Annotated in this window: 17 protein-coding genes, 2 pseudogenes and 1 riboswitch; of the genes and pseudogenes, 14 read left to right on the plus strand and 5 right to left on the minus strand. The window is 60.5% G+C overall.

The window, feature by feature from the left end:
• Positions 1 to 10 precede the first annotated feature (10 nt).
• Entirely contained in the window at positions 11 to 451 is a 441-nt protein-coding gene (locus tag ACP2YO_RS19630; RefSeq protein WP_426442307.1) for a hypothetical protein, read from the plus strand.
• Positions 452 to 558: 107 nt separating this feature from the next.
• Here ACP2YO_RS19630 and ACP2YO_RS19635 read toward each other — a convergent pair whose 3' ends face one another.
• Positions 559 to 942 carry a VOC family protein gene (locus ACP2YO_RS19635; protein ID WP_426442308.1) on the minus strand — a complete coding sequence of 128 codons (384 nt, stop codon included), beginning with the start codon at positions 940 to 942 and terminating at the stop codon, positions 559 to 561.
• 280 nt (positions 943 to 1,222) lie between these two features.
• Between ACP2YO_RS19635 and ACP2YO_RS19640 the strand changes: the two genes are divergently transcribed.
• A complete protein-coding gene (locus tag ACP2YO_RS19640; protein WP_426442309.1) occupies positions 1,223 to 1,855 on the plus strand; it encodes a hypothetical protein in 633 nt (210 codons plus the stop codon).
• Between the two features lie 211 nt (positions 1,856 to 2,066).
• Positions 2,067 to 2,594 carry a hypothetical protein gene (locus ACP2YO_RS19645; protein WP_426442310.1) on the plus strand — a complete coding sequence of 176 codons (528 nt, stop codon included), beginning with the start codon at positions 2,067 to 2,069 and terminating at the stop codon, positions 2,592 to 2,594.
• A gap of 37 nt (positions 2,595 to 2,631) precedes the next feature.
• Here the strand turns inward: ACP2YO_RS19645 and ACP2YO_RS19650 are convergent, their stop codons facing one another.
• Positions 2,632 to 3,060, minus strand: a complete 429-nt coding sequence (locus tag ACP2YO_RS19650; protein WP_426442311.1) for a hypothetical protein — start codon at positions 3,058 to 3,060, stop codon at positions 2,632 to 2,634.
• Between the two features lie 189 nt (positions 3,061 to 3,249).
• Positions 3,250 to 3,328: riboswitch (ZMP/ZTP riboswitch) on the plus strand.
• Positions 3,329 to 3,344: 16 nt separating this feature from the next.
• Here ACP2YO_RS19650 and ACP2YO_RS19655 point away from each other — a divergent pair.
• The 7 genes and pseudogenes from ACP2YO_RS19655 (at position 3,345) to ACP2YO_RS19685 (ending at position 8,357) form a co-directional block, all read left to right on the plus strand.
• Entirely contained in the window at positions 3,345 to 4,208 is an 864-nt protein-coding gene (locus ACP2YO_RS19655) for a bifunctional 5,10-methylenetetrahydrofolate dehydrogenase/5,10-methenyltetrahydrofolate cyclohydrolase (protein WP_426442312.1), read from the plus strand.
• A gap of 281 nt (positions 4,209 to 4,489) precedes the next feature.
• Positions 4,490 to 4,783: a hypothetical protein gene (locus ACP2YO_RS19660; protein ID WP_426442313.1), complete on the plus strand. Its 294-nt coding sequence runs from the start codon at positions 4,490 to 4,492 to the stop codon at positions 4,781 to 4,783.
• A 222-nt stretch (positions 4,784 to 5,005) separates the two neighbouring features.
• On the plus strand, positions 5,006 to 5,380 hold the full coding sequence (locus ACP2YO_RS19665) for a hypothetical protein (RefSeq protein ID WP_426442314.1): 375 nt from the start codon (positions 5,006 to 5,008) through the stop codon (positions 5,378 to 5,380).
• Between the two features lie 136 nt (positions 5,381 to 5,516).
• Complete coding sequence (locus ACP2YO_RS19670) at positions 5,517 to 6,221, plus strand: DUF1223 domain-containing protein (protein WP_426442315.1); 705 nt, start codon at positions 5,517 to 5,519, stop codon at positions 6,219 to 6,221.
• A 753-nt stretch (positions 6,222 to 6,974) separates the two neighbouring features.
• Positions 6,975 to 7,584, plus strand: a pseudogene (locus ACP2YO_RS19675) (IS66 family transposase); the annotation flags it as partial.
• Positions 7,558 to 7,758 carry a hypothetical protein gene (locus ACP2YO_RS19680; protein ID WP_426443258.1) on the plus strand — a complete coding sequence of 67 codons (201 nt, stop codon included), beginning with the start codon at positions 7,558 to 7,560 and terminating at the stop codon, positions 7,756 to 7,758. The pseudogene ACP2YO_RS19675 and the gene ACP2YO_RS19680, both read left to right, overlap by 27 nt.
• 335 nt (positions 7,759 to 8,093) lie before the next feature.
• Positions 8,094 to 8,357 carry a hypothetical protein gene (locus ACP2YO_RS19685; protein WP_426442316.1) on the plus strand — a complete coding sequence of 88 codons (264 nt, stop codon included), beginning with the start codon at positions 8,094 to 8,096 and terminating at the stop codon, positions 8,355 to 8,357.
• Between the two features lie 280 nt (positions 8,358 to 8,637).
• Here the strand turns inward: ACP2YO_RS19685 and ACP2YO_RS19690 are convergent, their stop codons facing one another.
• Together ACP2YO_RS19690 and ACP2YO_RS19695 are read right to left on the minus strand one after the other, a co-directional pair.
• Positions 8,638 to 9,042, minus strand: coding sequence for a hypothetical protein (locus ACP2YO_RS19690; RefSeq protein ID WP_426442317.1), 405 nt, complete (start codon positions 9,040 to 9,042; stop codon positions 8,638 to 8,640).
• Positions 8,981 to 9,436 carry a hypothetical protein gene (locus ACP2YO_RS19695; RefSeq protein ID WP_426443560.1) on the minus strand — a complete coding sequence of 152 codons (456 nt, stop codon included), beginning with the start codon at positions 9,434 to 9,436 and terminating at the stop codon, positions 8,981 to 8,983. Before ACP2YO_RS19695 ends, ACP2YO_RS19690 begins: the two co-directional genes overlap by 62 nt.
• Between ACP2YO_RS19695 and ACP2YO_RS19700 the strand changes: the two genes are divergently transcribed.
• The 3 genes and pseudogenes from ACP2YO_RS19700 (at position 9,347) to ACP2YO_RS19710 (ending at position 11,887) form a co-directional block, all read left to right on the plus strand.
• Entirely contained in the window at positions 9,347 to 9,835 is a 489-nt protein-coding gene (locus ACP2YO_RS19700; RefSeq protein WP_426443259.1) for a transposase, read from the plus strand. The two genes, ACP2YO_RS19695 and ACP2YO_RS19700, sit on opposite strands and share 90 nt — an antisense overlap.
• Positions 9,836 to 9,963: 128 nt before the next feature.
• Positions 9,964 to 10,691 (plus strand): annotated as a pseudogene (locus ACP2YO_RS19705) (transposase).
• A gap of 896 nt (positions 10,692 to 11,587) precedes the next feature.
• Positions 11,588 to 11,887, plus strand: a complete 300-nt coding sequence (locus tag ACP2YO_RS19710; protein ID WP_426442318.1) for a helix-turn-helix domain-containing protein — start codon at positions 11,588 to 11,590, stop codon at positions 11,885 to 11,887.
• A gap of 176 nt (positions 11,888 to 12,063) precedes the next feature.
• Here the strand turns inward: ACP2YO_RS19710 and ACP2YO_RS19715 are convergent, their stop codons facing one another.
• Entirely contained in the window at positions 12,064 to 12,558 is a 495-nt protein-coding gene (locus tag ACP2YO_RS19715; protein ID WP_426442319.1) for a PilZ domain-containing protein, read from the minus strand.
• Here ACP2YO_RS19715 and ACP2YO_RS19720 point away from each other — a divergent pair.
• On the plus strand, positions 12,533 to 13,111 hold the full coding sequence (locus ACP2YO_RS19720) for an NYN domain-containing protein (protein ID WP_426442320.1): 579 nt from the start codon (positions 12,533 to 12,535) through the stop codon (positions 13,109 to 13,111). The genes ACP2YO_RS19715 and ACP2YO_RS19720 overlap by 26 nt on opposite strands.
• Positions 13,112 to 13,219 lie beyond the last annotated feature (108 nt).

Below are 13,219 nucleotides of genomic sequence, written 5' to 3' on the forward strand. Positions count from 1 at the left end.
CAAGAAACACATGGCAGACTGGATTGATTCCGGCGGCCGTTTGGCCCGCCCTCGTACTGAAAATGGAACTTCGGCTCGGCGTCGTATCGGTCGTGTGACGGCGCCCCTGAAGCTCGGCCTGATAGCGCTGGTGTCGGTGACGGCCGTGCAGTTCGCACAGGCGCGCGATCCCGATGGCCGCTATGCCAATTCGCCGCTCAAGCAATGGTTCGATGGTTTGCGTAGCGGGAAGGGGCCGTGCTGCTCGGATGCCGACGGCAGCGCGGTCAGCGACGTCGACTGGGACTCCAAGGATGGACACTATCGCGTCCGTCTCGATGGCCAGTGGATCGACGTGCCCGAGGAGGCCGTGATCACCGAACCGAATCGGGCCGGTCGCACCATGGTGTGGCCGATCCGCGGTTACATGGGCGTGACGATCCGCTGCTTCATGCCAGGCAGCATGACGTAGCAGACGAGACTGCGAGGCCCCCCGTGATCCCGGCGCAACCGCGAAGCCGTTGCGCCGGGGGTGACGGCAAGGTTTGCGTCGCCCGTTGCCGCAAAGCTTGATTGCGCTCACGCGTATTTCTTGTCGCGCTCCAGCAGCTCGATCGAGATGCCCTGCGGACCGCGGATGAAGCAGATGCGTACGCCGGGGCGGATGGTGGTTGGCTCCTTTGTGAACTCGACGCCCTTGGCCTTGATCTCGGCGGCAACGGCGTCGATGTCTTTCACCGTCAGCCCGAAATGATCGAGCCCCTGGTAGGGCGTCACCGGGGCCGCGTTGACGCCGTCGCCGGCATTCACTTCCGCGATGAACACCTTGGCGCCGCCGAGCTGGACATCGATGCGGCCGGGACCGCGGATGATTTCGGCGCCGAGGATGTCGCGGAGCCAGCTCGCCGTCGCCTCGGGATCGGGACTGCGCAGGTGGATGTGGTCCCAGGTCACGGTCGGCATCGCGATCTCCTTGGTTATTCTTGTTGCGCGCTGAGCTCGCGCCGCGCGTTCGGACGCTGCACAAATCTAGCGGCCGGCCCGGTGCAATTCCATCCCTGCATGACGACGTCAGCCGCAATATCGCCGTGCCAAATGAAACCATTTTGGCTGTCAGCAATTGTCCTGACCATGGCGCCCGTACCGCGGCCGTCGTCCCTGGAACCCTACGGTGCGGCGCGCCGTATGGCTTTTTTCATGCGCGGCGGCTTGGCTGCCGCCGTCGCCGGGTGAGGGCACGACAATGCGGATCGGCTGGGCGTCGTTTCGTGGCTTTGGACGTCCTGGCACGACGAGGCTTGGCATAAGCCTGATCGTGCCGCTGATCGCCGTCGCCGGACTTGCGGCATGGTTGATGCTCCCCGATCCGAGCGATGCCGACGATCAGGACGACGCGCCGGCGTCCCCCGTGATCATCCTCGCGGCACAAAGCGGCTCGACCGAAAACGTATCGGCCGCAGGTCAGCCCGGCAAAGCTGTAACTGCAAGCACACCGGCGGATGAGCCCGCCACAGCCGGGGTTGCCACTGCGCCGGCGGCAGCATCTGCACCGGTGGCAGCACCGGAGCCCAAGCCGGAGAAGTCGCCGCTCGACAGGTTGCGGATTGCGTCGCAATCGTGGCGCCGGGGCGGCCTCGGCTCGAAGGCGCTGGTGACCCTGACGCTCCGCAATGCCAACGACTTCGCGGTGAAGGATATTGAGATCGCCTGTGCCTTCATCCGCCGCGACGGCAGCCCCCTGACCGAGCGCAAGCGCCTGATCAGCGACACCATCGCCATGAAGAGCCGCAAGACCTATCAGCAGATGTTGATCGGATTCGTAAATATTAATGCAACTAAAGCGAAATGTTCCGTGACGACCGCGAGCCGCCTCTAAACCCTGCATCTCGAAAAAGTGACTGCCCGGGGTGAACCGTAAACGGCGGCAAGGAACTAACTGATAGATCGCCAGTTGGAGCATGACCCGGCGGCGCGGATGGCCGTTCCTGGGGGATCATGCGTAAACCATGAGATCGGCGCGCGATGACCAGTGTCGTCGCGTTCCAGGTGAGATGAACCGCGCCCGTGGCGCGGGGGGAGCTACCAAAATGCCTGTAGCGCGTTATTTCCTGTTTGTCGGCGGAGTTCTGCTCGCGCTGCTGTTTGCTCTCGACGCTATTGTCCCACAGGAGACCGTGGTCGCCGCGACCGGTCCGTCGTCGCCGAGCTTCGACCGAAGCACAGTCCGGATCAGGTCGACCCAGAAATTGCCGGAGCGGGTGGTGTATGACACCAACCTGCCGACCATCGTCCCGCCGCAGATTAACGTTGTCGCCGCGGCTGCGCCCGCGCGTGAGACGTCGGCTCAGGCACGTGTCCGCGATACCTTTGCCCAGTTTATTCCCGAGACGAAGAACGACGCTCGCGGCAAGCCCGCGGCGGCCGAGGCGAAGCCGCCCGAGCAGCAGGCGCAGCTCCAGCCGGTGCAGGCGCCGAAGAAGCACAGGGTCGCCAGGGCTCGCCTGCCGACGCAGCCGCAGCGCTTCGCTCAGCCCGGCCAATACCAGTACCAGCCATATCGCGTCGCTCAGCAGCAGCCGCACTTCGGGCTATTCAGCGGATTTGGCACCTGGTAGCCGGATTTTGCCGCCGCTGTCGCGGCGGCGAAGTTGGTTAACGCGGCAGCCGCGGGATCTTGTCGGCGAAACCGTTGTAGCAGGTCAGCCGCTCGTCCTCTTCCTTCAGGAAACGGCACTCGTTGACGCCCTTTGCGACGGGGGCCTTCGGCTTGGGCTGCGGCTTGAAGATCGCGTCGTAGCAATTCAGCCGGTCCTTGGTCGCGTCGTCGATATCCCCGCATTCCTGCAGCTTGAGCGCGACCGATTGCGGCTTGCCCGGCGCGGCGGCCTTCTCGCCCTCCTTGGCGGCCGGCTTCTTGCCGACCTGGACCAGCGGCTTGTCGCCGACCATCGGCGGCGGCGAGGCGGCCGGCTGGGCGGTGCCGGGAGGCGGGGCGGTTCCCGGGCCAGTTCCTTGTGCAGTTCCTTGGGCAAGCGCGGCGGCGGGGCACAGCAGTGCCAGCGCGAGGATGATCTGTCTCATGTCGAAATGTCCGAAATGGCGTGATGACCGGAAGGAGGTGCCGGGGATCGGAAAAGCACGGCCGGCGCCGTGACTTATCGCAACTTTCTGGTAAATCCTACCCCAGACTTTAGCGGTATTATTTAACCATGACGAGCCTCGCCCGCTCGTGCGGTTATTTGCGTTTGTCTGGCCGGACCGCTATGACCGTGCCATCTGCGCGACTGGCGCTTGGATGGACCACCATCGGGGAGCGCAGAGACTGACGCCGCGCGCCTGGGCACCGCTTCGAAATCGGAGGTGCCATGACGGCGATCATTCTGGATGGGCACGTACACGCCCAGATACTCATCGACAATATCGCAGCCGAACTGGATCGGATGCCCCGTGCGCCGGGGCTTGCCGTGGTGCTGGTCGGCGACGACCCGGCCAGCCACATCTATGTGCAGAGCAAGATCAGGATGGCCGAGAGGCTCGGCTTGCGCGGCGAGGTCGAATTGCTGCCGCACGATGCCGGCGAGCCCGCTCTGCTCGCTTTGATCGGGAGGCTCAACGCGCGCGACGATGTCGACGGCATCCTCGTGCAATTGCCGATGCCGGCGCATATCGACGCCTTGCGCGTGATGGCCGCGGTCGATCCGTCGAAGGACGTCGACGGTCTGCACGCCCTCAACGCCGGTCGCCTGTTCCACGGTGGCGATGCGCTGGTGTCGTGCACGCCGCTCGGCTGCCTCAGGCTGATCAAGTCGATCCGGCCGGATCTCACCGGCTGTCATGCCGTCGTGATCGGAAGCTCCAACATCGTCGGCAAGCCGATGGCCGCGCTGCTTCTGAAAGAGCAGGCGACCGTGACGCAGACCCACATCCACACCAGAGGCATCAGCGGCATCTGCCGCCAGGCCGACATCCTCGTCAGCGCGGTGGGCAAGGCCGGACTGGTGCGCGGCGACTGGATCAAGCCGCAGGCCATCGTCATCGATGTCGGCACCACCCGCGTGCAAACACCTGACGGCGGCTACGCGGTGCGCGGTGACGTTAGCTTCGATGAGGCGGTGCTGGTGGCCGGCGCCATCACGCCGGTGCCGCGCGGTGTCGGCCCGATGACGATCGCGTGCCTGATGGAGAATACGCTGAAGGCGGCGAAAGCGAGAGCCGCGCGGCTGCATTAGAGCGTTTTCGAGCGAAGTGGATACCGGTTCGCGTGAAGAAAACGCGTCAACCAAGAATCTTGGGCGGTTTCGGATTCGATCGGAAACGGAAACCGCTCAAGCTCATCGGCGTTCGGAGCATGCCATCGTGACGGCGCGTCGTGGGAACCTACGACGCGCGATCAAACCGCATGCGGTGCGGGAACGTTTCGGTGCGGGATCGGTTCGAGAGTTGAGACCCTGAGGAAACGGGCGAAGCGGGGGAGGAACCAGCCAACATCAGAACCAGACAGGAGCAGCGGATGAAGCTAAATTCCGAACAGGTGAAACGGACGATGATGCAAATGGAGGCCGAGGTGCTTCCCGAGGATCATCCCGCCGTCGCCCGATTGAACAGTGTCTTCGGAGACCACACCTTCTTCGTCGACAGAAGCGGTCTCAAGGTTCTCGAGCCCGCGGAAACGCGCGACATCGACGGCCAGGCCGGCGAGGTCGTCAGTCTCGCCGAATGGAGCGACGCGTCCTTGACGAGTCTGCAGCCGCATGAGCCGGAACCGACCGGCCTTATCGTGGTGCTCGAGCCAAGCAAGCACTAAACAAGCAAGCACCAGTCCTTCTCATGAGACTTAACGTGCAGCGACCGGCTCCTTGCGAGGAGCCGGTCGCTGGCAGATTCGTTTTGGTGCGTCCGTCGCAGAGATGACGTGGCCAACAGTCCCCTTCGTCACATCAAGAGGTGCCGAAAGTCACATGACAAATCAGCTTCGGCTGCGTATGCATCGGTTCCAGATGGAGCGTGTCCGGGCGATGGGGGCCAAATGGGGAGCGTGCGGCGCTGGACGTTTGATGAGGATGAAAAGCTCCGGGCGCTCGCCAAAGCCGGCAAGAATGCCCTTGAGATCAGCAATGAGCTGACCCGCCGCGCGTCGGCCGTGCGGCGGCGCGCGGAAGTCCTGTCGATCCTCATCATTGCAAAAGCCTATCGGGCGCGTCCCTCGCATGTCGCCACGCATCTCGAACGGGTGGCGATCGACGCGATCACGAACGGCCGCCGGTTTCCCGCCGGCGTCGGTCCGAGCACCATCGCCGGGATGGTCGAGAAGGGCTGGATCGTGCCGGAGGGCGGCCGGACCTATCGTGTCACCGACGCCGGCGTAGAGGCGGTGCGCCGCAAGATCCCGAGCAGCAGTTGAAGGACATGAACTCGAGAGCGAGGACCGGCCTTTCGCGCACTGCCACCGCAATTCCTTCACCTAAACGTGTGGACCAGGTTCTGTAACAAGCCGGCCTAATCCCCGAATGGACCCCTGAACGAACTTGGAGGTTCACATGCGATCGTGGAAACTGCTTGTTATCGGGACTCTTGCGACAATCTCTCCTCATGTTGCGGCAGCGGCGGACCGGCCCATCGTGGTGGAGCTTTTCACCTCGCAAGGCTGCTCGTCGTGCCCGCCGGCGAACGCCTATCTGAATGAACTGTCGAAGCAGCGCTCCGACGTGTTGGCGCTGGCCTTCCACGTGACCTATTGGGATTATCTGGGCTGGAAGGATCCGTTTTCGCTGCAGACGGCCACCGACCGCCAGGCGCGGTATGGACGGCGGTTCGGGGATGGATCGTACACGCCCGAGATCGTCGTGGACGGCGGGACCGGCCTTGTCGGTTCGTATCGCGATGACGTGAACGGAGCGATTGCCAGGGCTCGGACCGAGAGCAGGACGGCCGCCGACGTGCGCGTCGTTGCGAGGGACGGAAAGGTCTCGATCGACGTCGGTTCGGGGCAGGGCGCCGCGAAAGTGTATCTCGTCGGCTTTGACCGCGAGCACGTTACGGCGATCGGCCGCGGCGAAAATCAGGGGCGGACCATGCCGGAGTCGAACATCGTCCGGTCGTTCCGGCCGGTCGCGGACTGGCGGGGGACGCCGGTCCATATCGACCAGTCCCTTCCGGACGGCGAAGAGATTGCCGTCATTCTGGAAGCGCCGGATGGTCACATCGTCGGAGCGTCTCGTGCTTCCGGCCGGGGAGCTTCGTGACGGCCGGGTGCAGCGCGCGTCAGGTCTTCCGGCGTTTGGTAGCATTCAGTCCAGCACTGTCGCCGTAACTTCCTCCGCAATAAGACGGGGCACCCTGAACTGGAACCGCTAATCGCAAGCGGCCGCGACGAGAAGGTTGGGGTCAGCTGGTCTGGGTGTCCAGTACCCTCGCTGATTGAAGCCCGCATTGGTAGTTGTCGGAGCGCATACATAGCTCGTTTTGCCAACGCAAATGGGCGAGCCAATGGAATAGATAAGGTTCTCATATATGCAGTAATTGCCGATCCCGGACGCCAGATCGGTTGGAGGTGTTGCGGAGCCGCCGAAGGGTGGTGGAGCAAGCGGTGGCTGGACATCAGGCGGCGGTCGGTCTTGCGCTCCGGCCGTATGCACGGAAAGCAACAACGCCATACTCGCGAACAAGCGCAGCATGTAATCCCCCTCGGTTGGATTTCGGTACGCCGGTCAGTGGGTCCAGTCCCTTGCCACTTATGCTAGTTGCACTCGACGGCTTGCGTTCAGGAGAACGGCGAGCTTCGGCGCCAATTGCGTTTACCGGAATGGTGCGCTCGGAGAGATTCGAACTTTTCTACTAACGCGTTCATATGTCAATGGATTTTCTTTACATTTTGTTACGAGGGACAAGTCGAGGTCCTTCTTTCGGATCATGTCGTGGAATTGGTCGACGAGCGTGCGGGCCTCAACAAGGGACGGCACCCCAGCCTCGATGGCGGCGATGACCACGGCATCAGCGCAGTGCTTGACCCTATCCGCTGCCTTGTGGAGGCCCATGTCATGGCGGCCGAGCGCCTTCATGGGGATGATACGACTGTCCCGGTGCTGGCCAAGGGCAAAACCGATACAGGACGATGCTGGGTCTATGTTCGGGACGACCGGCCTTTTGGCGGAACGGGACCGCCGGCGGCGATGTTCTATTACTCACGCGACCGAAAGGGCGAGCACCCGAGAATGCATCTTGCAGGCTATGCCCGCATTCTGCAAGCGGACGCCTATGATGGCTACAACCATCTTTATCTGGCTGGGCGAAATCCAGGCCCGATCCGGGAGGCGGCGTACTGGGTCCATGCAAGGCGTCCGTTCTTCGCCATGGCTGATCTAGAGGAAAACGCCCGCCGCAAGGCCCAGGGCAAAAAGGAAATCCCGCTCTCGCCCATCGCGATCGAAGTCGTGCGCCGGATCGATGCCTTGTTCGAGATCGAGGGGCAAGCGCGCGGAAGAACGTCTGGCCGTTCGGCGGACGTTAAGCCGGCCATTGGTCGACGATCTTCGCGCCTATATGGGGGAACAGGCCGCCAGGCTCTCCCGTGGTCACGACCTGGTCAAAGCGTTCAATTACATTCTCTGGCTACACGACATCGCCAACGGAATGGAAATCGAGGATGGCGTTATCTGGGTCTACGGAGTCGGGGAAGATGGCATCTTGGCGTTCACCGACTTCGGTACCGAGAACCTGATCGATCTGATCAAAATGCACAAAGACGATCCCACGCTTCTCAAGCATTATCAGCTAGAGTGATCCGCGTGGCGGCCCACGCCGGATGCTTACTATTCGGCTCACGGTCGTGCTTCAGTTCGTGGCTGTGACGCTGACGAAAATCTTGCGATATTGTGCTGCCCGGCTTTAGCGAACGGGCGCCAGATTCCAAGCTTCGTCAATTTCGAGCACTGGGACGCGCGCCTAAGCTGCCTTTACTTCAGAAATATCTCGAAGATTTCGTTTCCGTACTACTACGGTAGCTCGGTATATGGATTGCAGACCCCAGTGGGATGATAATAATAATGCTAAGTTGCGACGTGCAGAATTGTATTTCCGAGTGCATAAACTCAGGGTTTGGAAACCAGGACAGCTTGATGACCGATCGGGTATTTAGTCATAACAGTATTAGTGAGTTCACCTCGTTCACTTACTTCGAGAGCGATGATCCCTCCAATTCAGCCGTATTCGTATTCAACGACAGTACTGGCAAGATGCTGATGCTCAGCACCACGCTGGAAATTGCTTCGGAAATGCGGACGTTGCTGAACGAGGCCTTCACAGAAATGGAGAGAGCCGACGTCAGGTCGCTTGCAGCGCCCCTGACGGCTGCCAGGGAGCTCGAACCGACGCCGCATTAGTCGCGTAGGGGCGCCGTCAAGACGTGATGGTCGCAGCGTCCGAGTTGCGCGGACTTGCCATCCGAAGTTGCTTCGCTTCAACGGCTTTTGCCGGTGCGGCAAGATAAGTCGACTTCGAGGTGAGTCTTTGATCGTGTGCTGCTCAGAGTGTTCGCCTGTCGCTGGGGCGAGCTGACCAGAGCGCTTCGAGCGAAGTGGATACCGGTTCGCGCAAAGAAAGCGCGTCAAAACAAGAATCTAGAGCCCCGTTCCGATTCAATCGGAATGGAAATGGCTCTGGCTAGTTCGGCTTCTGCCCGTGCTGTGCGGCTGCGATCAAAAGCGCGGCGAAAGACCGCGCCTCAGCCTTTTTCATCCGCCCCTGGATTGGATCGGAACGCTCTCCCTCGATCTGGATAACAACCTCGTCGGGCTCGTCGAGCGACGGTGTTGCATTGTAGTGTTCTACTCGTTCCGGCGAGGTCCGCATCTCGACCGCGCCCTCGGCGCGCGCCATCTGCGAAAAAGCTTTGCTCAAAAGAGCCTGCATTTCCGAGGCTATGGTCAGCGTCGTGGTGAGCACGAGCGTCTTGCCAGCATTGTCCTTGAAAATGAAGACCGCCGCGTTCGGGGGATCGCCTTCCTCAAAGTACGTGAACGAAACAAAATCGCGAATGCTGAAATTGCCGCCAGTCGAATCGGCCATCAGTTATGCGTCCTAATTCGATAATAGTTAAATCTGCAAACGTAATTTTTACAATAATTAAAATAGGCGGCGTGGTGGAGTTTTGCAAACTGGCTGTGTGGTCGGCAAATCCAGGACCGAGCGAAAAGAGACAGTAAAAGCCGGTCACGACCCTGGCTGTGTGAAAACGCTGTGCTGCTATGATTCCCGCATTGAGTCGGCGGAGCTGGGCATGACGCGCTTCGTGCAAGGGGCTGATCGGGGGCAATCGGCTCTGTTGCCGGAATGCCTGGATGACTGGGTTGCAGATGACAATCCGGTTCGCGTGATCGACGCCTTCGTTGCGGCGCTCGATCTGGCTGACCTTGGGTTCGGTGGCGTTGAGCCTGCCGGGACAGGTAGGCCGTCGTGTCATCCGGCCGCGCTCTTAAGGCTCTACATTTACGGATATCTCAACCGTGTGCATTCGAGCCGCCGGCTCGAGCGTGAAGCTGGCCGCAACGTCGAAGTGATGTGGCTGCTCGCCCGGCTTGCGCCCGATCACAAAACGATTGCCGATTTCCGCAAGGACAATGGTCCCGCATCAAAAAAGTCTGCGCGCGCTTCGTCGAGGTGTGCCGCGAGATGGGATTGCTCGCGACGGCCAGCGTCGCCATCGACGGCAGTAAATTCAAAGCCGTCAATAATCGCGATAAGAACTTCACGCGCGGCAAAGTCGAGCGGCGGCGCACGCAATTGGAGGAGAGTGTTGCGCGCTATCTCGCTCAGCTCGATACCGACGACCGGCAGGAGCCGTCGGAAACGCTGGAATTAAAAAAGACGCGGATCAAAGAACGGCTTGAAAATCTGACCGTTGAAATGGCGAAACTCGCAGCCGTTGAAAAACAGGTCCTGGCATCGCCCGATCAGCAGATATCGTTCACCGATCCCGACAGCCGTTCGATGGCCACGAGCGGCCGTGGTTCCGGTGTCGTCGGCTACAACGTGCTGACGGCGGTCGATACAGAAAACCATCTGATCGTCGCGCACGAGGTGACAACAAGCGGCTCAGACCGGTCGCAACTTGCAAACATGGCCCGGCAAGCCAAGGCCGTTCTTGGGGTCGACACGCTCGATGTTGTCGCCGATCGCGGCTACTTCAAGGGCGAAGAAATCCTGGCATGCGAGCAATCTGGCATCACGGTGACGTTGCCCAAGCCGATGACGTCGGGCGCGAAGGCTTGGGGGCGCTTCGGCAAACAGGACTTTGCTTATCTGCCAGACGGGGATGCTTATCGCTGCCCGGCCGGTGATAAACTCAAATATTACTATACCAACGAGGAAGATGGCCAGAAGCTGCGCAACTATTGGACGAACGCCTGCAAAACCTGTCCACTCAAATCGAAGTGCGTGCCGAACCCGCGACGCCGTATCAAGCGATGGGTGCACGAGGGCGTCCTCGAACGCGCGCAGGCGCGGCTCGACAAGAATCCAAACGCCATCGCACACGCCGCGAGACCGTCGAGCATCCGTTCGGCACACTGAAGATGCGCATGGGCGCGACGCACTTCTTGTGCGTGACGCTGCCGAAAGTTGCGACCGAGATGGCACTGTGCGTGCTCGGCTACAATCTGACACGCGTGCTGAACATCGTCGGGATGAAACCGCTGCTGGCGGTGGTGAGGGCGTGATACGGGCGCTGGCGCGCCCCGTTGCGGTTCATAGGGCGCGATGTTGCGTCAGGACGAGTTCTGGTCGACCGGCCGTAAAATCTGCCCGAATTGATCGGATTGCGGTAGCCTGAGTTCGACCGCGCCGGTCCGTGCCATGCAACAGCGCTTTTACACGACCAAGACCCGGGCCGGCGGGGCGAGGTGCCTAGCATTAGTTTTGCGGCGCCGGCGGTTGCGCTAACGGCGTCGTTTGCGCCCTTTCATCTCCCCAACCGTCCGTTGCATCTTCTGGCTGGACCCATGATGAGACGGCACGGGGCAGCCAAATCCGCGCGATAGTTTAGCGCGCGTTCGGTAAAAATATTAATGGAGGCGTTAACTCCAACGCTATATAACGATCAGGCAAGCCGAGAACCGGCTTGTCGTGGGCGGGATGCACGGTTGTTTGGCATCGCGAAGGACGACGCAGATAAAGGGCCCGACTCAGCGAAATAAGGCACTGAAACCTGACGACGCTCTATCCGGTGCCGCGAGCTAGCGTTTCGGTCCTTCATCGGCAGGCTACGGTTGCTCCCAAAAAAATGGTTGATCAGGCATTGGAACTATTCTCGGTTGTGCCGATTAATCGTACTACCAATTCGGTAATTTGGCTGTTTTTATCGCGACGATCATGAATTTGCTTCATTGCGTGAATAAAGCGCTGAGTTGCCTAAAGATCGTGCTCGACTGTCACGGATGAGTGGTGAGATTGCGTATTGGAACCGAGCCTTGTTCCTGCCGTGGTCATCATCCTTGATTCTCGATCTCTGAGCAAATATGGAAGGTAAATGAGGAAAACGACTGTGCCTAACGTAAGATCAAAACACGACCCGGAGTTTTCCGGACGACTGAAGCAACTGAGGGAGCAGCGCTCCATGAATGTTGCGGAGTTTGCAAAGCTCATAAAAGTCAGTCCGGCCGCGATCTGGCATTGGGAAAATAAGGGTACGGTACCAAGGAACGGCACCGTCGATCTGATCGCTGAGGTCTTGGGTGTAAGCCGCTCGTATCTTCAGACGGGTCAGCGGGCCAATAGCGAAGCTTACAGTGGCGATGTTCGCAATGGCGAAATCAGCGGCAAGGTCCGATCGACAAGAATTGAACTGAGCCTGGAGGAACTGGTGCGCGCTATCGAGGCGAAGGGCTTCGTAGTGTCCATCAAGACGCGAGGCTAAACATCTGGTGCTGAGACAAGCGTGTGGTTGCGCCGGCCCGGCGCGGGTTGTTTTGGCTATGCTTCGGCCGGCGAGGCAGTTGACCGGGGTCGCCGTGGTGCCCGCCCTTGGTCGACGGCATCTTCATTCCGAGGGTATCCCGGTCGTAGAGTCGCCCTTCTTGCCGGGGCGCTCCCTTAGCCGGTAAATTTGATGCCCAAGGTGTTTCCGCGACGCCAGACCACTTCGCAGGTCCGTTTGGGAGCTCCAGGGACGAGCGTGATCCCAAGGCGGCTCCCCGGTGCGACTTCAATGTCGGAATTTATCCTGGCGCCGCGTTCCGACACATCCGAGACCGAGCACTCGTGATCGGTCACGCCGTCGCGCGTAACCCACGCCGATTGGCGGCGGCGCCTGCGTAGCGGCCATCGTCGGATCTTGGGCCTTGGCCTGCTTTCAATCATAGCCAAAATTAGCGATCGAGCATTAATATTTGCGCAATGCAATTGGTCGTTTTGTCCATTCATGCTAGATTTATCTTTCCGGATCGGGGGCGAACCCGGGCCTTTCCTGACTTTGATCCCATTTTGTCCGCTGCCGTGGTGGTCGAGGAAATCGAGATTTTCGGCGTGGTTGCTTCGACCCCAGTCGCGGACTGCTTTTCCAATGCCGGCGCCGTCCGGCGATGCCATTTGCAATTCATGGTGGGCGATTGAGTTGAGCGACAGAATCGCAATGTTTATCGATGGCGTCAACCTGCACGCGAGCGCGAGAGCGCTCGGTTTCGACATCGACTACAAGCGTCTGCTCGAGAGATTCAAGGGCCACGGGGCGCTGTTACGCGCGTTCTATTACACGGCGACCCAGGATCAGGAATATTCCTCGGTCCGGCCATTGATCGATTGGCTGGACTACAACGGCTATAGCGTCGTTACCAGGCCCAACAAAGGGTCCTTTGACACCGGCGGCCGCCGCAAGACAAAGGGCAACATGGAAATTGAACTAGCGGTCAACGCCATGGAGCTTGCCGGGCATCTCGACCAGATGGTGCTGTTCTCCGGCGACAGCGCGTTCCGCCGGCTGGTTGAAGCGATGCAACGCCGCGGCGTGCGCGTGACCGTGGTCTCGACGGTCGCAAGCCGACCGATGACAGCCGCTGACGAGTTGCGGCGTCAGGCTGACGCCTTCATCGATCTGGCTGATTTGCGCCCCGTCATCAGCCGCCGTCTTCCTTCCTCTCCCTAGTCTAGAGCCAGCGCCATCGCGCCAGGCTGCGTCGAACAGATGAGGCCGAAGCTGCGCGGGTGCCCGGCAGCCGATTTAAATTCCTGTTGCGTCGCAACTAATTTAGTA

The sequence above is a fragment of the Bradyrhizobium genosp. P genome (assembly GCF_049949265.1).
Lineage (GTDB): Bacteria > Pseudomonadota > Alphaproteobacteria > Rhizobiales > Xanthobacteraceae > Bradyrhizobium.

What these genes read in the sequence shown, in the direction of transcription:
- ACP2YO_RS19660 (WP_426442313.1), top strand. Translation starts at nt 4,490, where the DNA reads ATGAAGCTAAATTCCGAACAGGTGAAACGGACGATGATGCAAATGGAG.
- ACP2YO_RS19710 (WP_426442318.1), top strand. Translation starts at nt 11,588, where the DNA reads ATGAATGTTGCGGAGTTTGCAAAGCTCATAAAAGTCAGTCCGGCCGCG.
- ACP2YO_RS19640 (WP_426442309.1), top strand. Translation starts at nt 1,223, where the DNA reads ATGCGGATCGGCTGGGCGTCGTTTCGTGGCTTTGGACGTCCTGGCACG.
- ACP2YO_RS19695 (WP_426443560.1), bottom strand. Translation starts at nt 9,436, where the DNA reads ATGACACGACGGCCTACCTGTCCCGGCAGGCTCAACGCCACCGAACCC.
- ACP2YO_RS19630 (WP_426442307.1), top strand. Translation starts at nt 11, where the DNA reads ATGGCAGACTGGATTGATTCCGGCGGCCGTTTGGCCCGCCCTCGTACT.
- ACP2YO_RS19715 (WP_426442319.1), bottom strand. Translation starts at nt 12,558, where the DNA reads ATGGCATCGCCGGACGGCGCCGGCATTGGAAAAGCAGTCCGCGACTGG.
- ACP2YO_RS19645 (WP_426442310.1), top strand. Translation starts at nt 2,067, where the DNA reads ATGCCTGTAGCGCGTTATTTCCTGTTTGTCGGCGGAGTTCTGCTCGCG.
- ACP2YO_RS19635 (WP_426442308.1), bottom strand. Translation starts at nt 942, where the DNA reads ATGCCGACCGTGACCTGGGACCACATCCACCTGCGCAGTCCCGATCCC.
- ACP2YO_RS19685 (WP_426442316.1), top strand. Translation starts at nt 8,094, where the DNA reads ATGACCGATCGGGTATTTAGTCATAACAGTATTAGTGAGTTCACCTCG.
- ACP2YO_RS19720 (WP_426442320.1), top strand. Translation starts at nt 12,533, where the DNA reads ATGCCGGCGCCGTCCGGCGATGCCATTTGCAATTCATGGTGGGCGATT.
- ACP2YO_RS19650 (WP_426442311.1), bottom strand. Translation starts at nt 3,060, where the DNA reads ATGAGACAGATCATCCTCGCGCTGGCACTGCTGTGCCCCGCCGCCGCG.
- ACP2YO_RS19690 (WP_426442317.1), bottom strand. Translation starts at nt 9,042, where the DNA reads ATGGCCGATTCGACTGGCGGCAATTTCAGCATTCGCGATTTTGTTTCG.
- ACP2YO_RS19670 (WP_426442315.1), top strand. Translation starts at nt 5,517, where the DNA reads ATGCGATCGTGGAAACTGCTTGTTATCGGGACTCTTGCGACAATCTCT.
- ACP2YO_RS19655 (WP_426442312.1), top strand. Translation starts at nt 3,345, where the DNA reads ATGACGGCGATCATTCTGGATGGGCACGTACACGCCCAGATACTCATC.
- ACP2YO_RS19665 (WP_426442314.1), top strand. Translation starts at nt 5,006, where the DNA reads ATGGGGAGCGTGCGGCGCTGGACGTTTGATGAGGATGAAAAGCTCCGG.